An 18,634-nucleotide genomic window follows, 5' to 3' on the forward strand; every position below is an offset into this window, starting at 1 on the left:
CTGATGCCCTGGAGCGACTACATGCGCAGTTGTTTTGAATAACAAAAAAGGACCAGCTTTAGCTGGTCCTTTTTCTATTGTCAAGTACACTGTTTTGTGAGGCGCTTACCGATGCTCTGCTTCGCATCCAATAGATCAATCCACCTCAGGTGGACGGTCAGCCCATCCTTAGACGTGAAGGAGACGGGCTTAGATAAGTCAACAGAACTGGATCTTGGATAAAGAAGGGTAACATTTTGGGCGTGGTACTTATACTGATAGACAGCCATCTGGTAGAGATCGGACTGTGAGACGCCATAGTGCGGTTTTCTTACATCCAGCAGCTTCCACTTGGTATCTGCTACAAAAACGGTATTGTCCGTTTTTCTTCGGATCACAAGGTCCGGCCGTAATTGGAATGCTTTTTGGGGGCTGTCAAAGAGATGGTGGGTCGTGTCTTGTATGGAAAGGGAATAGGGTTTTCCAGCGAGTTGCTTCTGAAGAAGCACGGCGATATAGCTTTCAAAAAGCTTTTCCATCGGGAAGAGAAGGGCTAATGCCAAGTGAGACCCCGAATAAAAAGTAAAACTCTTGCCCTCCAGAAAAACGCGGCTCCACAACAGAGAATTTTGATATTCACGAGCTGCCCGGTCAGAACTGCATAGGGCGAAGTCGGAGATAAAATCAGTGGAGGGGGACACGTTCAGAAAGGACTGAAGAAGAACTTTGATATCGGCGCGATTTTTTAGAGAGCGGGAATAGCGATATAAATACAAAAGGGTGGCCTTGAGAATACGGTTTTCTGGGCGATTGGCGGTGAACTGGTCATGCTGGACGTAACTGCGCTCCTGATGGGCGAAATTGAGTCGAATGTGCTGGGAAACCATTAGCTTTCCTCGAAAAAATGCGGAGTTTTCCTCTGCAACCTCATATCCACAGGGGAGCCCCCGTTTGACCAGCGGAAACACTTCATCTAGGAACATCCGCACAAAAATCTCGAAGAGATTCATTTGGGCGGAGCCAACAGAGGAAATTTGAAAATTCTTGAAGGGAGCCTCCCGTAGAGTCTTCAGCATCTCAATCAGGAGTTTTTTGGTCTGAGCCCCGTCCGGGTCACAGTCCATGGCCGAGTGGATTTTGGGAAGGATCTCTATCAAAGTGCCATCCTCCATTAAGATGACGCCGACGTAATTCTGGACCGTAATGACTTTGCCGAACCCTCGGCGAATGGATAAGGTCATCCAAAAAGTTTCCTCTGACCCGGAAGAGCTGCGCTCCAAAAGAAAATGTTCAAGCTGAGAAAACACAGCAGGGGGCAGGGCATGGTATCCGGGCATTTCTCTGCCGGAGCCTTCTGAGAAGAAAGATTCAAATTCACAGATTTGATAAACCCTTGTTTTCATGGCTCGTCCTCAGATTGCCCTTGGGACAGACAGATAGAGAGGTAGGCTTCTGGGTCGTAGAAGGCGGCCGAATTGATGCGGTAGAGGCAATCCTCTTCTGCGCCAATCTCCGCATTGCCAAACAAGGCCGTGTAGTTGACAGGCTCGGCCTGGATAAATTGTTTTGCAGAATCCGGCTTGCGGTTGTCGCCCAAAATCAGGCGTATTTTTTGGTAGTCATCAAAGAAATATTCCTGCAGTAGAGGAAAGACTTTGTCTTCAAAGATGCGCCCCAGGGTATCCATACTGGGGTCGTCTTTGAGAGGAATAAAATAGGAATGACCGATGGTGTGCTCGCGGTCGTACAGAACGGCGATTCGCTGGTTCATGGTGGCCAGCATTTCCTGAATGGACATTCCCTCTACGCTGATACCAGAAAGAAGTTTTGGGTCAGGAAGCATCTCCCGGAAGGAAAAACGGCGGCGCAGCGCCGTGTCTAAAGCAGTTACAGACCGATCTGCGGTGTTCATGGTGCCGATCAAATAAACATTTTTGGGTACGCCGAAAGGTTTCTGAGAATAAGGAAGAAGAGCGAGGATGCCCTCTGGCTGTCCCTCCCGTTTGGAAGGCTCGATGAGGGTGATCAACTCGCCGAAAATCTTGGAAATATTTCCGCGGTTGATTTCATCAATAATGAACACATAACGGGTTTCATCGGGCGAGGCGTGGGAAGTTCCGCCCGAATGGACGGCCTTGGGAGAATATTTTTCAATCATCCGATATACGTCTGCCAGCGTGATGTTGGACATACGGTAGACGGTGGACAGGGTCATGGATACCCCGCCGTTGCTCTCTAGAATGTTTTCCTGGATGTTTTTCACGATCCAGTTCACCTTTCGCAGCCGCTTGTATTGTTTGTATTCATTGTGCCATTCATAGTCGCCCGTTATAACGCCGATGGCGTCAATGGTAGAGGCGCTGTAGCAAGAGAGAACTACGTCGCCGATCTGCATTCGGTTGATAAAGGCATTCAGAGGATTTTTTCCGCCATATGCGGAAAAGTCGGTTTGGTCTGTGATTTTTTCTTTATACTCATCCCATCCGATTCGGATGTGCCCATTTTTCAGACACTCGGTTCGGGTGGGGTTATCCCCGGTTCCTTCGAGCGAAACCTTCCAGATGTTGGGGAGGGAATTCATTCCAAAATCTTTCACCTGGACGGCTGAAGCGGCGGTTGCCTGACGGGCGCGCTCACAAAACGATTTAAAGATACCGGAGGACACTTTGTAGCGGATTTCTGACGAGCTGCCATCGGAATCATCATCAAGAACATCGGGTTTGATTCCCTCGATAAATTCCTCATATCCATAGGACTGATGGAAGGTTGTAAAGGCGATTTGATGATTTTCTTTGTAGCGGTTGTAGCGCTTGATAACCTCGCTGTAAGGCTCGGAGCGAACTGTATCCAGTTCCTTGTCCTCAATGATTGCGACAGCATAAATGACTGTATAATAGGTTTTTCCGGTACCCGGCGGCCCGTACAGAATGGTATTTAGGGGAATATCCGTCCCGGATGTGGACGTATCATCGAAAGAATTCTCAGGCACAGCTGCAGCTGCAAGTTCTTCCGATTCATCGGAAGCAGCAAATAAGGCAAAGTCGCTCTCCTGCATATAGTTCGCCCCATAAAATGCGATATCAGCGGCAAGAATGTGCAGGTCGGGATCGTTGTAGGTATGAAATTCTGCGGCGCGTTTCTGGTTGAGCGCAAGGAGTTCCGGGTCTTTTTGAACCTCTTCCAAAATGCGCTGGTGAAGGCGGTTGTTTACTTCCAGTCTCCAGACGGAAGAACTGCGCTTCGGCTTTTCTTCATGATAGCCAACCCGGGCGCAGAATGCAGTGTAAACGCTGTATTTGTAAAAGAAATACCGGTTTGGATATTCAAATGTAAGATAGACGGAGATGGCATGAAGATCCTGGTAGTGGTTTTTCCCTAGGGGTTTTACATAGCTGTCGAATCCTCTGCGAAAAATTTCATACCGTTCAGCAAGAGGCCGGCTCTCATCGTACAACACCAGAAAGGCTTCGCGGGCCTTCTCTGTCATGTCTCGGGCAAATTCGGTTGCCATGGGATAAGCATAGTACATCCGCGCTGCCAGCAGGTTGCCGGATTCGCCCAGCGCAGTTTCAACCATTGTTGGAAATTCGGACAGAGGGACGCTAAGATCCCATTTTTTCCGGTACCAGTCAATGGCTTTCCATTTATAATGTTCCTGTAAATCAAGCTCAGCAAAATGATCTTTATAATGGCGAAGAATAAAACGGATTTTTTCGCTCACCAGATCGGATGAGCCGCGTGGGGAGGAAACGGCGTTCTTTTCGTCTGTCATCGTGTCATCTCCTAATAGGAAATAAGAAACCAGATGTAAATATGGTTTTATTATACTATTTCCTAATGATCCCTTCAAGAAAATCTCCGGTAGAATAGGCACACGAGCAGAATTCGATGATAAGGATATAAGAAAAATGTGATATAGCTTGCATGGTCTCCCGATTTTCGGTATGATTTGGGAAACAGAGCCATTTTGAGTGCAGAGAAAATGTCTGGAAAGTCTCTTTCCCTTCGGGTGGATGGATATGAAGTCCTGGCCACCTTTGCGGATACACCAAATAGAACTATCACCCATCACCTGAAGCAGATTCTGATGGCGTCCTTTGTGAATAACACTTCCAGAACTGCCTCTGGCGACATCCTTGCAACGGTCTCAAAACGGCGATACAATCAAGACGGTGATTATCACTGTGCACCTTGAAAACTGCATAGGATTTGTATTGATGTATCTTCCTTTTGACCGTATAACAAATGAAAGGAAGAAAGATCATGGAAAACAGAGTTTGCACATTGTATCGCGTATCCACCGATAAGCAGGTGGACCACAACGATAAAAACCAGGCTGACATTCCCATGCAGCGGAAAGCCTGCCATGCTTTCTGTGAAAGGATGGGCTGGGTAATCGTTCATGAGGAGCAGGAGGAAGGTGTCTCTAGCCACAAAGTCCGGGCGGAAAACCGGGACAAGCTGCAAATCATCAAGAATCTGGCCAAGCAGAAGAAGTTTGATATCCTGCTGGTCTTCATGTTTGACCGGATTGGCCGTATTGCAGATGAGACACCATTCGTGGTGGAATGGTTCGTCAAGAATGGAATCAAAGTGTGGAGTACCCAGGAAGGGGAGCAGCGCTTTGACAGCCATACAGATAAACTTACCAATTACATACGGTTCTGGCAGGCGGACGGAGAGAGCGAAAAGACCTCGATCCGTACCAAGACCGCCCTGGGACAGCTCGTCGAGGCGGGCGGATTCAAGGGCGGGCTTGCCCCGTATGGTTATGACCTGGTAAAAAGCGGCCACTTCAACAAGCGCAAGCATGAACTGTACGAACTGGTGGTCAATGAGGCCGAGGCCGCTGTGGTTCGGATTGTCTTTGACAAATATGTCCATTCGGGCTATGGAGCACAGCGTATCGCTACTTACCTGAACAATCTGGGTTATCGGGCCAGAACAGGGAAGATGTGGCACCACGCCAGTATCCGCGGCATCGTCTGTAATCTGACTTATACGGGGGTCCTGCGGTGCGGCGAAAGCCGTTCCCAGGAGCTGCCCCATTTGCAAATCATTGAGCCGGAACTGTTTGAAGCCGCCCAACGGATTCGTACCAACCGTGCCAATGAAGCAGAGCGTACCGTTCCCCGTAACATCGGGGGACAGTCCCTTCTATCCGGCAATGTATTCTGTGGACACTGTGGGGCAAGGCTGTCCCTGACCACCAACGGTAAATCTTATCCCTGTAAGGAAGATCCCCACCGTGTGGTCAAAAGGGTACGGTATATCTGTTACGGCAAAACCCGCAAGCAAACGGACTGCAATGGCCAGACAGGCTACACGGCCCACATTCTGGACGGAATCATCGATAAACTGGTGCGTCAGATCTTTGCAAAGATGAAGGAGATCCCCAGAAGCGAGATCGTCGGCATTCGTTACCAGGAAAAGATGGCAGAGCGGAAAAACTTGCTCCAAAGTGTCCGGGCGGATTACACCAAGGCCGCCAATGAGCTGGATATGCTGAAAGCAGAGATCATCAAGGCTCTGCGGGGAGAAAGCGCCTTTCCAAAAGAATTGCTGGGAACAATGATCTCTGAGTCTGAAGCAAAATGCGCCAAGCTGCAAAAACAGTTTGAGGATGCTCAGGCTGCTTATGAAGAAGGGCAGAGCCTTCTTCGATCTTTGGAAAATCAGTACAACAACGTGATCTCCTGGGCGGAGCTATATGACACAGCTGACCTGGAAACAAAGAAAATGATTGTCAACTGCCTGATCCGTCGGATCGAAGTCTATCGGGGCTACAAACTGCATGTTGATTTCAACATCGACTTCACCCAGTTTGATCTGGGGCTGGATATGATAGAAGTAGCCGCGTAAAAGAAAAAATCCGCTTCCTTTCGGAAACGGATTTCTTTTGGTGGAGATAAGCGGGATCGAACCGCTGACCTCTTGAATGCCATTCAAGCGCTCTCCCAGCTGAGCTATACCCCCATATTCTTGACGGTCTTGGGTGCTGTGCACCGGCGACGTCAGTTATTATAGCAGAGATGGGGGTGATTTGTCAAGCACTTTTTTGAAAAAAGTGGAGAAACAAAAAACAGACGCAGAAAGGCCGGAAACCGTCGTCCGGCTTCCGGCCTGAGGGTGGGTTATTCCAGTCCGAGAGCGATTTTCTCGGGGCTGATGGGGATTTCCCGGTGCCAGACCCCGGTGGCCCGGTAGATGGCGTGGGTCAGAGCAGGGGCGGGGGTGTTGATGACGATTTCGCCGATGGACTTGGCGCCGAAGGGGCCGGTGGGCTCATAGCTGTGCTCAAACTCCACCCGCAGATGGCCCATGTCCAGACGGGTGGGCACCTTGTACTGCAGGAAGGAGGAGCCGATGGGCCGGCCGTTGTGGTCGTACTGGACGTCCTCCATCAGGGTGTGGCCGATGCTCTGGACGATGCCGCCCTCGGTCTGGATGCGGGCCAGGGCCGGGTTGATGGGGATGCCGCAGTCCACCACCGCCATGTAGTCCAGGATGGTGACCTGGCCGGTCTCCTTGTCCAGCTCGATCTCCACCATGCCCACCATATAGGGTGGGGGCGAGACGGGGGAGGAATGGGTGGCGGTGACCTCGGCGGCCTGGGTGTTGAACACCTGGGACTTATAGCCGATTTCCTCCAGAGTCAGGGTCTGGCCGGTGGAGAGGCGGCGCACCTGTTTGCCCTCAAAGACGATCTCGCCGGCGTCGCAGCCCATCATTTCGGCGGCGATGGCGCAAATTTTGGTTTTGAGCTGGGCGCAGGCCTGTTCCACGGCCTTGCCGGTGATGTAGGTGGTGGAGGAGGCGTAGGAGCCCGAGTCATAGGGGGATGCGTCGGTGTCGGCGCCAAAGACGGCGATGTCGTCCACGCTGCAGTCCATGCACTCAGCGGCCATCTGGGCCAGAATGGTGTCGCAGCCGGTGCCCATGTCGGCCGCGCCGATGATCAGGTTATAGGTGCCGTCCTCGCTCAGCTTGAGGGTGGCGGAACCCACGTCCACGTTGGAGATGCAGGAGCCCTGCATGGCCATGGCGACGCCCGCCGCCCGGACTTTGCCGTTGCCCATATCCCGCACCGGGTACTTTTCGTCCCAGTGGAAGATCTGGCGGCAATGCTCCATGCAGCGGTCCAGGGCGCAGGCGCTGGCGGTCTCGTTGTAGTAGGCGGGCATCTGCATCCCTTCCCGCACCATGTTCCGGTCCCGCAGGACGGTGGGGTCGATGCCCAGCCGCTCGGCCAGCTCGTTGACGGTGGTTTCCAGGGCGTAGATGCCCTGGGTTGCGCCGTAGCCGCGGTAAGCGCCCGCGGCCTGCAGGTTGGTGTAGACCACGTCGTAGCTGAAGCGGTAGGCCTCCAGGCTGCCGGTGTAGAGGGGGATGGACTTGTGGCCCGACAGGCCCACGGTGGTGGGGCCGTGCTCGCCGTAGGCGCCTGAGTTGGACAGGGTATACAGGTCGATGCCGCGGATGCGGCCGTCCTTGTCGGCGCCCAGCCGGACGTGGATCTCCATTTCGTGCCGGGGGCTGCCGGCGATCTGGGCTTCCTCACGGGTATAGATCAGCTTGGCGGGCCGGCCGGTCTTGAGGGTGACAAAGGCAGGGTAGACCTCACAGACGGCGGTCTGCTTGGCGCCGAAGCCGCCGCCGATGCGGGGCTTTTCCACCCGGATGCGGCTCTTGGGCAGGCCCAGTGCCCGGGAGAGAATCCGGCGCACATGGAACACGATCTGGGTGGAGGAAACCACGTGGAGCCGCCCGTAGGCGTCCATCTCGGTGTAGGTGCGGAAGGTCTCCATCATGGCCTGGCTGTAGGCCTTGGTGTGATAGGTGCGGTCCAGCACGATGTCGCAGCCGGCCAGCACCGCGTCGATGTCGCCCGAGCTGTTGGTGTCGCTGGCGATCAGGTTGCGGCGGTTGTCGCCGCCCACCGGACAGGGGGCCACCCAGTCCTCCTCGGGGTGAACCAGGACGGGGTTGTCCAGGGCGGTGTGGGGGTCCAGCACCGCCTCCAGGACCTCATACTGCACCTTGATGATCTTCATGGCCCGCAGGGCGGCCTTCTCGGTCTCGGCGGCCACGATGGCCACCGCATCCCCTACGAACCGGACGTGCCGGTCCAGAATCAGGCGGTCATAGGGGGAGGGCTCGGGATAGGTCTGGCCCGCGATGGTAAAGCGGTTGTGGGGCACATCCTGCCAGGTGTAGATGGCCACCACGCCGGGCACTTTCAGGGCGGCGGCGGTGTCGATCTCCTGAACGATGGCGTTGGCGTGGGGCGAGCGGAGGATTTTCACCACCAGGGCGTCCCGGGGGGTGACGTCGTCGGTGTAGACCGGCTTGCCCAGCAAAAGCTGCATGGCGTCCTTTTTGCGGACGGGCTGGTGGATGGAATGATATTCTTTATGCTCCATGGCGGCTGTCTCCTTTTTCCCTGCGGCTGTCCAGATAACTGCGGATGCCCCGCAGCTGCCCGTCGTAGCCGGAGCAGCGGCAGAGATTGCCGGCCAGAAAGGCGCGGATCTCGTCGTCGGTGGGGTCGGGGTTTTCCCGCAGCAGGGCGATGGTGTTCATCACCAGGCCCGGGTTGCAAAAGCCGCACTGGTCGGCGCCCTGGTCGGCGATGAAGCCCACAAAATCGGCGGCCTCCTCCTGCAGGCCCTCCAGGGTCTGGACGCTGTGGCCGGCGGCCCGGGCCGCCAGCATCGAGCAGGAGAGGATGGGCTTGCCGTCCATCAGGACGGTGCACAGGCCGCAGTTGGAGGTGTCGCACCCCCGCTTGACGCTCAGACAGCCGTGATCCCGCAGAAAATCGATCAGCAGGCAGTCGGGGTCGATGGAGCCGGTGACGGGCCGGCCGTTCAGGGTCAGTTTGATTTCCATGCCTTACATACCTCCCAGCTCCAGCGCCCCGCGCCGGACCAATACGTTGACAAGATGGGTCCGATAGGCCGCGCTGCCCCGGGCATTGCTGCCGGTGGGGACCTGTTCGGCGGCCCATGCCCCAAAGGCCCGGGCGCTGTCCTCAGTGATGCCCCCGGCCAGCAGACCGGTTTCATCCCGCAGGACCATGGCCTTGCCGGGGCGGGCCCCGATGACGGCCCGGTATGCTCCGTTCACGTTTGCCACAGCGCAGTTCAAAACGGGCAGGTCGGTGCGCTGTATCCGCATGGCCTGATACGACAGGGCCAGCGGCGCTTTCCGGATGATGACCCGCACCAGCAGATCCCGGTCATAGGGCATGGCGGCAAAGGTTTCCAGCGGGACGACGCCCCCCTTGTACAGCTCCACCGAGGTGTCCATGGCCAGCAGCAAAGTCAGCACGTCCGAAAAGCCGAACCGGCCCCAGACGCTGCCGCCCACCGTGGCCATATTGCGGAACTGGACCCCCACAATGTCCTGAACAGCCCGGGCGGCCATGCCGTGGGTGTAGGCGTTCAGGCCGGGGTGCTGCTCGATCTGCCGCAGGGTGACCATGGCCCCGATGGAAAACTGGTCCCCGGTCTCCTGGATGGCATCCAGCCCCAGACCGCACAGGTCGATGGCGGTGCCCACATTGCCGGTCTCCATCTTGGTCCAGAGCATCCCGCCCAGAATGCGGGCGTTCCGCTTCTGGTTGAGCTGATAGGCCTCCTCCAGGCTTTGGGCCTGGACGTAGTTTTGAATGTTCATCATGATGCAGTTTCCCTTATCTTTCACGGACGGCTGACGATTTTTCGACAAAACAGCCGTTTTTCAGCGATCATACTCATTTATTATAACAGTAAGCCTTGCTTTTGGAAAGGGATATTGTTATAATTTCGCTGTAGTTTTGAAACAACAACGGCGCGGGGCCTGCGCCCTTCCCGCAGGGAGGGCGATCCCCCGGCAAAGCCGGCGGCCCGGGGGTGATTTTGACCCTGTGCGGTGCTTTTTGGGGCGGCGGGCCGGCGAAAGGGAGGCAGCCATGCGAGCGGTGACGCGGATTCTGTTTCTGGATGAGGACGGAGAGAAATTCTTTGGGGAAGGGCCCTGCCGCCTGCTCCACGCGGTGGAGGAGACGGGGTCTCTGCGGGGTGCGGCCCAGTCCATGGGGATGGCCTACACCAAGGCCCTGAAACTGATCCAGCACGCCGAGAAGGCCTTGGGTTTTGCCCTGACGGCCCGGACGGCGGGCGGCCGGGCAGGCGGCGGCAGCTGCCTGACCCCCGAAGGAAAGGAGTGGCTGACCCAGTATGAAGCGTATCGGGATGCCTGCATCCGTGCAAACCGCCAGCTGTATCTGGAATTCTTTCCGCAGCAGCGGTAAACGCCACCTGATCCTCACCGGCAGCCGGGGCATCGGCAAAACCACCCTGCTGCACGCCCTGGCCCCGGAGGGGCTGCCGGGGGTGACCACCTGGGTCCAGCGGGGACAGGGGGTATTTTTAAAGGAAAACGCCGCCGGTGAAACGGTGCAGATCGGGCGCGTTGCCCCGGAGGGGATGCGCCCTGACCTGGACGCTCTGAATGGCTTTGGGGCGGCGGCTCTGGCCCGGGCCGGACAGGCGCCGGGGGAATGGGTCTCGGTGGACGAGGTGGGGTATCTGGAAACCGGGTCCCCCGCCTACTGTGACGCCCTGCGGGCTCTGCTGGATCAAAAGCGGGTGCTGGCGGTGGTTCGCCGGCAGGATCTGCCCCTGCTGCAGGAGCTCTGCCGCCGGCCGGATGTGTTCTGCCTGGACCTGGACCAGCCTCTGGGGCAGCTGGGCTGCGTGGTCATGGCGTCGGGATTGGGCCGGCGGTTCGGCGGCAACAAGCTGCTGGCCGATCTGGAGGGCAAACCTCTGGTCCAGTACGCCCTGGACGTCACCGGCGGCCTCTTTGCCCGGCGGGTGGTGGTGACCCGCCACGCCGATGTGGCAGACCTCTGCCGGGCCCAGGGGGTCCCGGTGGTTCTGCACAGCCAGCCCCACCGCAGCGACACGGTGCGCCTGGGTCTGGAAGCCCTGAACGCCGGTTCCGGCCTGGACGGCTGCCTGTTCTGCCCGGGAGACCAGCCCCTTCTCACCCGGGAAACGGTGCTCTCCCTGGCCCTTTGCGGGGCCTGCGCCCCCGGCCCCATCTGGCGGGCCGCCTGGCAGGAGAAACCAGGGGCTCCGGTTTTGTTCCCGGCCTGGGCCTTCGAGGACCTGATGCACCTGCCTCAGGGCAAGGGGGGCGGAGCGGTGATCCAGAGGTATCCTGACCGTGTGCGGCCCGTTCCGGCCCGCAGCCCGCAGGAACTGGCCGACGTGGACCGTCCCGAGGATCTGGAGGTGCTCCGGGCCTTGGGGAAGGGCCGCCCCGAACCCGACCCAATCTGAAACGAGTCCGCCTGTCTGTGCCGTCTCCGGCCGGAACGGGCGGATTTTTTTGGCTGAAAACCCAGCCGGAAGGGAATTGATTTTGCAGCGTGTTTTTTCCGTGCCGGCCTGTGGACGGGGCTTTTTTGAAAAAATCTGGGATACATCCCGGCCCCGCCGCCCCGGGGAAAACCGGCCCGGCAGGCGGGAATTGGCAGGATCTGGAAAAGTATGACTCATAGGTATGACCTATTTTGGCCTTGCTTTCCTGCGTATTTTCGGATATACTGTCCACTGTTGGTATTTTTGGAGTAACTTTGGAAAGTGAGGATATCAAATGAGCAGTTCCACTCAAACCAACGCCGAACTGATGAAATTCGACGGCAAACCCTCCTGGGGTGCGGCGTTCCCGCAGGCCATGCAGCATGTGCTGGCCATGCTGATCGGCAACATCACCCCGCCCATGCTGATTGCAGGGACCTGCGGGCTGTCCGCCGAGGAGAAGATTATGCTGACCCAGGCCGCCATGATCATCGGCGGTATCACCACCCTGCTGCAGCTGTTCCCGGTGTTCGGCTTCGGCATGAAGATGCCCAACGTCATGGGCGTGGCCTTCGCCTATATGCCCATCCTGACCATCATCGGCCAGCAGTACGGCATTGCGGCCATCTTCGGCTCCCAGCTGGTGGCAGGTTTCGTGTCCATCTTTGTGGGCGCGTTCATCGGCAAAATCCGGCGCTTCTTCCCGCCCATCGTCAGCGGCACGGTGGTTATGAGCATCGGCCTGTCCCTGTATAAGACCGCCATCAGCTACATTGGCGGCGGCAGCGCGGCCCAGGCCAACGGCACCTTCGGCTCGGGCAAGTTCTGGTTCCTGGCCCTCCTGACTCTGGTGGTGACCCTGGCCTGCAACTTCTTCGGCAAGGGCCTCATCAAGGCTTCCGGCATGCTGATCGGCATTGTGGTGGGCTACATTGCGGCTCTGGCCATGGGCGGCGTGGTCAGCTTCACCGACCTGCAGACCGCATCCTGGTTTGCACTGCCCCGTCCCTTCTACTTTGGCCTGGAGTTCCACGTGGACGCCATCATCATGATGATTCTGATGTACATGGTCCAGGCGGTCCAGACCATCGGCGACGTGTCCTCCACCGCCATCGGCGGCTTTGGCCGTCAGTGCACCGACCAGGAGCTGGGCGGCGCCATCAAAGGCCAGGGCATCTGCGGCATGATCGGCGCCTGCATCGGCGGTCTGCCCACCGACCCGTACAGCCAGAACGTGGGCCTGATCTGCACCACCAAGGTGGTGGCCCGCCGGGTCTTTGCCATGGTCGGCGTCATCATGCTGGCCGCCGGCATCTTCCCCAAGTTCAGCGGCCTGATGGCTACCATTCCCCAGCCGGTTCTGGGCGGCGCCACCGTCACCGTCTTTGCCGCCATCACCATGTCGGGCATCCAGCTGCTGAATGAGCAGCCCCTGAACTACCGCAACCGGATGATCGTGGGCATCGCCCTGGCCCTGGGTCTGGGCATTGACGCCGCCCCCGATATCCTCCAGTTTGTGCCCCAGCTGCTGCGCAACATCTTCGGCAGCAGCCTGGTGGTGTCCTTCCTGATTGTGTTCGTGCTGAACATCATCATTCCCAAGGACGACACCCCCGAGGACTAAAGAGTATTTCCAGAGCGCAGGCCTTTTGCGGGGCCTGCGCTTTTTTGCCGGGTGCCAGCGGAGGAAAAGCGCCCGCCGGGTGATGCGATCCCCTCTGTGGGGTCTGGATGGCCTGGGGCCGCCCGGGTGCAGACGCCTCCGGCCGGGGCCCGCCGGCACGCGCACAGCATCCATGGGCCCGCCCCGGAAGGGGCCGGGCGTCCCGGCGAATCAACGCATAAGAAAAGAGCGCAGGCCCTGAAAAGGTCTGCGCTCTTTGTGCCGTTGGGCTATGAATCAGTGGAACATCACCCAGATGTAGATGTAGGCGGGGATGACAGCGGCCAGGGTGAAGGGGATGCCGATGCGGAAGAAGTCGCTGCTCTTGACCTCGTAGCCGGCGCGGCGCAGGATGCCGATGCCGGTGATGTTGGCGGAAGCGCCGATGGGGGTGCAGTTGCCGCCCAGCGTAGCGCCCGACAGCAGGCCGAAGTAGAGGACGGTGGGGTCCACGTTCAGGGCAGCGGCCAGGCCGGTGACCACCGGCAGCATGGTGGCCACATAGGGGATGTTGTCGATGAAAGCCGAGAACAGCACCGACGCCCAGACAATGACGGTGTAGATGACGAACAGGCTGCCGCCGCCCATCTGGGCCAGCAGGTTGGCCACAGCGTCCACCACGCCCATGTGGGTGATGCCGCCGATGACCAGGAACAGGCCGAACAGCAGGCCGATGGTCTCAAAGTCGATGGCCTTGACGGGGCTGATGGCCACCGAGAAGTCCCGGGTCTTGAACAGGGTGTAGATCATGCCCACCACCAGCAGGGAGGTGCAGATCAGGCCGTTGGTGATGTCGGGCTTGTTGGGGATGAAGGAGGCCGAGATCAGCAGAGCCAGCATGATCACCAGCAGATAGGTGGGGACAAAGTCGGTGACCTTGGTGCGGGTGGGAGCCTTGGGGATGGGGTTCTTTTCCTTGCGGAACAGCCAGGCCAGAATCAGGGCAGAGGCCAGGGCGCCCAGCTCCACGGACCAGAAGATGCTGGGACGGCCGCGGTAGAAGAAAAAGTCCAGGAAGTTCATGTTGGCGTAGGAGCCCAGCATGATGGCTGTGGTGTCGCCCACCAGGGTGGCCGCACCCTGCAGGTTGGAGGACACCGCCACGCCGATGATGAAGGGGACGGGATTGGTCTTGAGCTTCTTGCAGATCTCCATGGCGATGGGGGCCACCATCAGGACGGTGGCCACGTTGTCCACAAAGGCCGAGATAACGCCGGCGAACAGAGCCAGCGCCACGGCAGCCATCTGGACGTTGGGGACCTTTTCCATAATGAGGTCGGCCAGCAGGGCGGGCATCTTGCTGTCAATGAACAGCTGCACCAGGCCCATGGTGCCGGCGATCATCAGCAGGACATTGAAGTCGATGGCGCCCACAATCTCATTGAAGGGCAGCATGCCGGTGGCGATGAAAATGACGGCCGACCCCACGGCAATATAGGGCCGGTATGCGCTGAACATCAGCATCAGCGCATAGGTGACGGCGAATAGGATCAGGGCGTAGATCATGGGAATACCAACTCTCTCTTTCCGGCCCGGCGGGCCTCGCAATGTGCTTGGTCGTGGCGCCGTATCCCAAAGGAATACGGGGCCTTCATCCGGCGCGCAGCGGCTGCTTTGCGCCACGGAAACGTCAGTGAATATGGTACAATGAAACCCGCGAAAAGTCAAACGAAATGAGGGGCGGAATGATTCAGAAATGGACAAAATGGGACGGCGCCTGTTTTTGCGGCATGACAGCGTCGTTTTGATTTGGAACACCGCAGCCGGAGGGAAAGCCGGAAGGGGACAAGCGGGGGAATCCGGGCGGATCAGGACACTTTTTCCAGATTGTCATTTCGGTGGTGGTGGGCATGGCTGCCGGCTGCATTCCCGTGGTGGGATTCAACATCGGCGCCCAGAAAAACGATCGGGTCCGCGCCCTGTTCACAAAGCTCCTGGCAGGGGAAGCCATGGTGGGGGCCGTGGGCTTTGTTTTGGCAGAATTCTTTCCCCGCCCGCTGATCTGCATTTTTGGTGCAGCCAACGAGAGCGCCTATTATACCGACTTTGCCCTCAGGGCTTTCCGGGTGTATCTGTGCCTGATTGTATTGGCCTGTATCAATAAAGCGTGTTTTATCTTTTTGCAGGCGATGGGCAAGGCGGTGGCATCTACGGTGCTGTCCATGATCCGTGAGGTGGTGTTTGGCGTGGGATTTGCCCTGCTGCTGCCGGTGTTTTTTGGGCTGGACGGCGTTCTGTTGTCCATGCCTGTGTCGGATCTGCTGACCTTCCTTGTCGCGCTGGTGCTGATCCGCCGCACGTACAGGGAGCTGAATGAGAAAGGAAGGCTTCAAGCATGAAAAATCGTATCATTACCATCAGCCGCGAATTTGGAAGCGGGGGCCGAACTGTGGGCAAACGGACCGCCGAACAGCTGGGCATCCCCTGCTATGACCGGGAGCTGATCCAGAAAATCGCCGGGAAAAGCGGCTTTGCCGAGGGATATATTAAATCGCTGGATGAGACCGCTCCGGGAGGGTTTCTGGCCTCGGCATTTTCCAACCGGACGTTTGGCCAGACCAACGAGGACTATCTCTGGAATATTCAGCGCAAGGTCATTCTGGAATTGGCCGAGCAGGGCCCCTGCGTGATTGTGGGGCGGTGTGCGGACTTCATTCTGCGGGATCAGGCAGACTGCCTGACTGTTTTTATCCACGCTGACCTGGCGTTTCGGGCCCAGCGGATTGTGCAGGTCTATGGAGAGCGGGAGGACTCCCCGGAGCAGCGTATCCGGGATAAAGACAAGCGACGGGCTGCCTATCACCGCTTTTATACCGATATGAAATGGGGCTATGCAAAAAACGATCAGATTTCGCTGGACAGCGGCCTGCTGGGGATCGATGCCTGTGTAGAGGTGCTGAAAATGCTGTATTGAGAACCAGCGGGTCTGGAGGGAGCGCAGGGCGGCAGCCGGAAAGGCTGCCGCCCTCTTTTTGGGTCCAGACGAAAAAAGCCGCCGCCCGGCGGAAGAAGCCGGCGGCGGTGATGGGGAAGGCAGGGGCCTCAGTCCACGAACTGGAACAGATTCAGGCCCACTTCAGGGCTGTATTTCCGCTCCACCTGGCCGGACAGAGCCGTCAGGACGAATTCTCCCGTGAGGCTGATGACGCCCCGGTTCAGATGGCCGCCGTGGCAGACGTCCAGGGTGGGGTTGCCCACCACCATGTGGAGGTGGAAATAAGGTTTGCCCTCCATGGTGGTGACGGTGCCGGTGCAGGAGGCGATTTCAAAGTCGCCGGTGTAGGTCTGGGACTGATAGGCGAACTGCTGGCGGTCAAAGACCCCCAGGGTCACCTCGCCCACCGCACCGATGCCGGTGATGGTGCCCAGGGTGATCTGTTCCTTTTCGCAGAGGGCGGCCAGGCTGGCCAGAATTTCCTCCCCGCGGTCGATGCGGAGAAAATAGGTGTTGTCGAATTTGCGGTATTCCATGTGCAGGTACCTCTTTTCTGTGGTGTGGGGGCAGCGCCCGCCGGTTTGCTCCCATGATAGGCCATCGGGCGGGAAAAATCAAGGGCACAGCCCAAACCGGCCGGCCCGGCAAACAGCGTATCACTCCTGTATGAGGTGTGCGGTCTGTATGATCCGGCGCATACACCCGGAAAAGCCGCCGGCCGCATAGCCTGCCTGCAATGGATGCAAAAACCACGTATGCAAGCTGCTTTTCGCGGGGTGAAAAAAGCCTGTTTTGCCTGTTGACAAAGGACGAAAACTGTATTATTATATTAATACAACAACACGAAGCGAAAGGGAGGCGGCATATGAAATGGCAGTTTTCCAGTGACGCGCCGATTTATGCGCAGCTGATCGCGCAGATTCAGACGTCGATTGTGTCGGGGGGCCTGCCGCCGGGGGAGCGATTGCCCTCGGTGCGGGACCTGGCCGCCGAGGCCGGGGTCAACCCCAATACCATGCAGCGGGCCATGACCGAGCTGGAGCGGGAGGGCCTGGTGTACAGTCAGCGGACGGCGGGTCGGTTTGTGACCGAGGACCGCGCCCGGATCGAACAGGCGCGCCATCAATGCGCCCGGCGGCAGATCCAGACCTTTGTGGAGGGGATGGAGCAGCTGGGCTACAGCCGGGAGGAAATCCTCCGGCTGGTGGAGCAGGAAACGAAAGGAGAGAGCTGAATGGCTGTTTTGGAGTGTACCAATGTGACCAAACGATACGGCGGGGTGGTGGCCCTGGAGGATGTCAGCCTGACGGTGGAGCCGGGGCGGATTGTGGGGCTTTTGGGGCCCAACGGCAGCGGCAAAACCACCCTCATCAAGCTGGCCTGCGGCCTGCTGACCCCCACCTCGGGGGAAATTCAGACCTGCGGGCTGAAGCCGGGCCAGCCTGCCAGCCATGCCCAGATCAGTTATCTGCCCGAGCGGATGGCGGTGCCGGCCTGGATGTCGGTGCGGGATCTTCTGCAGTTTTATCAGGACTTTTATGCAGACTTCCGCCAGGATGCCGCCCTGCAGATGCTGTCCGACCTGCACATTGACCCGGCCCTGCGGGTGCGGGAGATGAGCAAGGGCAACCGGGAAAAAGTCCAGCTGATTCTGGTGATGAGCCGGGCGGCCATGCTGTATCTGCTGGACGAGCCCATCGGCGGGGTGGACCCCGCCACCCGGGACTACATCCTCTCCACCATCATCGGCAACTATAACCCCGAGGCGGCGGTGATTATCTCCACCCACCTCATCGCCGACGTGGAGAAACTGCTGGATCAGGTGATTTTTCTGAAAAACGGACAGGTGGCCCTCCAGTCGGAGGTGGACCAGCTGCGGGAAGAACATGGCATGAGCGTGGACGGGCTGTTCCGGGAGGTGTTCAAATGCTGATCAAACTGATGAAACAGGAGTTCCGGGCCACCGCCCGGATGATGATTCCCATGTATCTGGTGATGCTGGCCCTGGCCGTGGGAGCCCGGTTTTTCTTCGATGACCTGGGCGACCTGGGCGACCTGCTGACAGCCCTGTGCGCCCTGGCGGTGGTGGCCTGCATCCTGGTGAATGTGGCGGCCATGATTTTGCGGTTCAAGCAGAACCTGCTGGGAGACGAGGGCTACCTGATGCTCACCCTGCCGGTGACGGTGCATCAGCACCTGTGGGCCAAGCTGGTGGCGGCGGTGGCATGGTTCGCCGGGACCCTGGCCATGAGCCTGGTATCCCTGTGCATTCTGGCGGACAGCACCGACTTTACCATCGGGGCCGGTGGAATCCAGGTGGGGTTTCATCTGGTGAGTGTCCACGGGGTGGCGGTGTCCTTCCCGGACAATGGACTGTTCCTGCTGGAACTGGCCGTGCTGGGGTTTGTGGCGGGCTGCACCCTCTGCCTCCAGTTTTACGCCGCCCTGGCCGCGGGCCACAGCTTCAGCAGCCATAAGATGGCCCTGTCGGTGGTTTGCTTTGTGCTCCTCAGCATGGCCACCACCGTTTTGACCGAGGCCATGCCTGTTCCCGAGGTGGAGTTCCACCGCAACTGGGTGGCGACCTTTCATCTGGCCCTCTGGGTGATTTCGGGCTGCACCGCCGTGGTGGGAGCCATCTATTATGGCATCACCGTCTATTTCCTCGAACACCGCCTCAATCTCAGCTGATGAAAAGGAGGG

15 protein-coding genes, 1 tRNA gene and 1 pseudogene are annotated in these 18,634 nt (G+C 58.2%); 9 read left to right on the forward strand and 8 right to left on the reverse strand.

Annotated elements, in window-relative coordinates; genetic code table 11:
- Positions 1-80 precede the first annotated feature (80 nt).
- Together B5F27_RS05890 and B5F27_RS05895 are read right to left on the reverse strand one after the other, a co-directional pair.
- Complete coding sequence (locus B5F27_RS05890; RefSeq protein ID WP_087365421.1) at positions 81-1,382, reverse strand: McrC family protein; 1,302 nt, start codon at positions 1,380-1,382, stop codon at positions 81-83.
- Positions 1,379-3,751 (reverse strand): AAA family ATPase, encoded by a 2,373-nt coding sequence (locus tag B5F27_RS05895; RefSeq protein WP_206422993.1) that lies wholly within the window; start codon positions 3,749-3,751, stop codon positions 1,379-1,381. Before B5F27_RS05895 ends, B5F27_RS05890 begins: the two co-directional genes overlap by 4 nt.
- 491 nt (positions 3,752-4,242) lie before the next feature.
- Between B5F27_RS05895 and B5F27_RS05905 the strand changes: the two genes are divergently transcribed.
- Positions 4,243-5,841, forward strand: a complete 1,599-nt coding sequence (locus B5F27_RS05905) for a recombinase family protein (RefSeq protein ID WP_087365422.1) — start codon at positions 4,243-4,245, stop codon at positions 5,839-5,841.
- 38 nt (positions 5,842-5,879) lie between these two features.
- Here the strand turns inward: B5F27_RS05905 and B5F27_RS05910 are convergent.
- The 4 genes from B5F27_RS05910 to B5F27_RS05925 all read right to left on the reverse strand — a co-directional run bounded on the left by B5F27_RS05910 (position 5,880) and on the right by B5F27_RS05925 (position 9,663).
- Positions 5,880-5,955, reverse strand: a tRNA-Ala gene (locus B5F27_RS05910).
- Positions 5,956-6,113: 158 nt separating this feature from the next.
- Positions 6,114-8,402, reverse strand: a complete 2,289-nt coding sequence (locus B5F27_RS05915) for a molybdopterin cofactor-binding domain-containing protein (RefSeq protein ID WP_087246930.1) — start codon at positions 8,400-8,402, stop codon at positions 6,114-6,116.
- The gene (locus B5F27_RS05920) at positions 8,392-8,871 is read right to left on the reverse strand and encodes a (2Fe-2S)-binding protein (protein ID WP_087246928.1); all 480 of its coding nucleotides are present in this window, start codon (positions 8,869-8,871) and stop codon (positions 8,392-8,394) included. The genes B5F27_RS05915 and B5F27_RS05920 overlap by 11 nt, the downstream gene beginning before the upstream one ends.
- Before the next feature lie 3 nt (positions 8,872-8,874).
- Complete coding sequence (locus B5F27_RS05925) at positions 8,875-9,663, reverse strand: FAD binding domain-containing protein (protein WP_087246926.1); 789 nt, start codon at positions 9,661-9,663, stop codon at positions 8,875-8,877.
- A gap of 271 nt (positions 9,664-9,934) precedes the next feature.
- On the opposite strand from B5F27_RS05925, the gene B5F27_RS05930 reads away from it, so the two are divergent.
- The 3 genes from B5F27_RS05930 to B5F27_RS05940 all read left to right on the forward strand — a co-directional run bounded on the left by B5F27_RS05930 (position 9,935) and on the right by B5F27_RS05940 (position 12,957).
- The gene (locus B5F27_RS05930; RefSeq protein ID WP_087246924.1) at positions 9,935-10,276 is read left to right on the forward strand and encodes a LysR family transcriptional regulator; all 342 of its coding nucleotides are present in this window, start codon (positions 9,935-9,937) and stop codon (positions 10,274-10,276) included.
- Complete coding sequence (locus tag B5F27_RS05935; protein ID WP_158098201.1) at positions 10,218-11,312, forward strand: NTP transferase domain-containing protein; 1,095 nt, start codon at positions 10,218-10,220, stop codon at positions 11,310-11,312. Before B5F27_RS05930 ends, B5F27_RS05935 begins: the two co-directional genes overlap by 59 nt.
- Before the next feature lie 316 nt (positions 11,313-11,628).
- Positions 11,629-12,957: a solute carrier family 23 protein gene (locus tag B5F27_RS05940; protein ID WP_087246920.1), complete on the forward strand. Its 1,329-nt coding sequence runs from the start codon at positions 11,629-11,631 to the stop codon at positions 12,955-12,957.
- Between the two features lie 276 nt (positions 12,958-13,233).
- Here B5F27_RS05940 and B5F27_RS05945 read toward each other — a convergent pair whose 3' ends face one another.
- Entirely contained in the window at positions 13,234-14,502 is a 1,269-nt protein-coding gene (locus tag B5F27_RS05945; RefSeq protein WP_087365425.1) for an SLC13 family permease, read from the reverse strand.
- 311 nt (positions 14,503-14,813) lie between these two features.
- On the opposite strand from B5F27_RS05945, the pseudogene B5F27_RS05950 reads away from it, so the two are divergent.
- Together B5F27_RS05950 and B5F27_RS05955 are read left to right on the forward strand one after the other, a co-directional pair.
- A pseudogene (locus B5F27_RS05950) lies at positions 14,814-15,335 on the forward strand (MATE family efflux transporter); the annotation flags it as partial.
- Positions 15,332-15,910 (forward strand): cytidylate kinase-like family protein, encoded by a 579-nt coding sequence (locus B5F27_RS05955; RefSeq protein WP_087365427.1) that lies wholly within the window; start codon positions 15,332-15,334, stop codon positions 15,908-15,910. The pseudogene B5F27_RS05950 and the gene B5F27_RS05955, both read left to right, overlap by 4 nt.
- Before the next feature lie 128 nt (positions 15,911-16,038).
- Here the strand turns inward: B5F27_RS05955 and B5F27_RS05960 are convergent, their stop codons facing one another.
- Positions 16,039-16,467 carry a PPC domain-containing DNA-binding protein gene (locus B5F27_RS05960; protein WP_087246915.1) on the reverse strand — a complete coding sequence of 143 codons (429 nt, stop codon included), beginning with the start codon at positions 16,465-16,467 and terminating at the stop codon, positions 16,039-16,041.
- A gap of 329 nt (positions 16,468-16,796) precedes the next feature.
- On the opposite strand from B5F27_RS05960, the gene B5F27_RS05965 reads away from it, so the two are divergent.
- From B5F27_RS05965 to B5F27_RS05975, 3 genes are read left to right on the forward strand one after another with little or no spacing between them, the layout of a single operon-like run.
- Positions 16,797-17,165, forward strand: coding sequence for a GntR family transcriptional regulator (locus B5F27_RS05965; RefSeq protein WP_087246913.1), 369 nt, complete (start codon positions 16,797-16,799; stop codon positions 17,163-17,165).
- Positions 17,166-17,864 (forward strand): ABC transporter ATP-binding protein, encoded by a 699-nt coding sequence (locus tag B5F27_RS05970; RefSeq protein ID WP_087246911.1) that lies wholly within the window; start codon positions 17,166-17,168, stop codon positions 17,862-17,864. It abuts the gene before it with no gap.
- Positions 17,858-18,622 carry a hypothetical protein gene (locus tag B5F27_RS05975; protein WP_087365429.1) on the forward strand — a complete coding sequence of 255 codons (765 nt, stop codon included), beginning with the start codon at positions 17,858-17,860 and terminating at the stop codon, positions 18,620-18,622. The genes B5F27_RS05970 and B5F27_RS05975 overlap by 7 nt, the downstream gene beginning before the upstream one ends.
- The last annotated feature ends 12 nt before the right edge of the window (positions 18,623-18,634 follow it).

Source organism: Faecalibacterium sp. An192 (assembly GCF_002160175.1).
Classification (GTDB): Bacteria; Bacillota; Clostridia; order Oscillospirales; family Ruminococcaceae; genus Faecalibacterium.

Coding starts and splice junctions, on each gene's coding strand:
- B5F27_RS05925 (WP_087246926.1), bottom strand. CDS start 9,663: ATGATGAACATTCAAAACTACGTCCAGGCCCAAAGCCTGGAGGAGGCC.
- B5F27_RS05940 (WP_087246920.1), top strand. CDS start 11,629: ATGAGCAGTTCCACTCAAACCAACGCCGAACTGATGAAATTCGACGGC.
- B5F27_RS05905 (WP_087365422.1), top strand. CDS start 4,243: ATGGAAAACAGAGTTTGCACATTGTATCGCGTATCCACCGATAAGCAG.
- B5F27_RS05970 (WP_087246911.1), top strand. CDS start 17,166: ATGGCTGTTTTGGAGTGTACCAATGTGACCAAACGATACGGCGGGGTG.
- B5F27_RS05975 (WP_087365429.1), top strand. CDS start 17,858: ATGCTGATCAAACTGATGAAACAGGAGTTCCGGGCCACCGCCCGGATG.
- B5F27_RS05965 (WP_087246913.1), top strand. CDS start 16,797: ATGAAATGGCAGTTTTCCAGTGACGCGCCGATTTATGCGCAGCTGATC.
- B5F27_RS05935 (WP_158098201.1), top strand. CDS start 10,218: ATGCCTGCATCCGTGCAAACCGCCAGCTGTATCTGGAATTCTTTCCGC.
- B5F27_RS05895 (WP_206422993.1), bottom strand. CDS start 3,751: ATGACAGACGAAAAGAACGCCGTTTCCTCCCCACGCGGCTCATCCGAT.
- B5F27_RS05920 (WP_087246928.1), bottom strand. CDS start 8,871: ATGGAAATCAAACTGACCCTGAACGGCCGGCCCGTCACCGGCTCCATC.
- B5F27_RS05945 (WP_087365425.1), bottom strand. CDS start 14,502: ATGATCTACGCCCTGATCCTATTCGCCGTCACCTATGCGCTGATGCTG.
- B5F27_RS05955 (WP_087365427.1), top strand. CDS start 15,332: ATGAAAAATCGTATCATTACCATCAGCCGCGAATTTGGAAGCGGGGGC.
- B5F27_RS05960 (WP_087246915.1), bottom strand. CDS start 16,467: ATGGAATACCGCAAATTCGACAACACCTATTTTCTCCGCATCGACCGC.
- B5F27_RS05890 (WP_087365421.1), bottom strand. CDS start 1,382: ATGAAAACAAGGGTTTATCAAATCTGTGAATTTGAATCTTTCTTCTCA.
- B5F27_RS05915 (WP_087246930.1), bottom strand. CDS start 8,402: ATGGAGCATAAAGAATATCATTCCATCCACCAGCCCGTCCGCAAAAAG.
- B5F27_RS05930 (WP_087246924.1), top strand. CDS start 9,935: ATGCGAGCGGTGACGCGGATTCTGTTTCTGGATGAGGACGGAGAGAAA.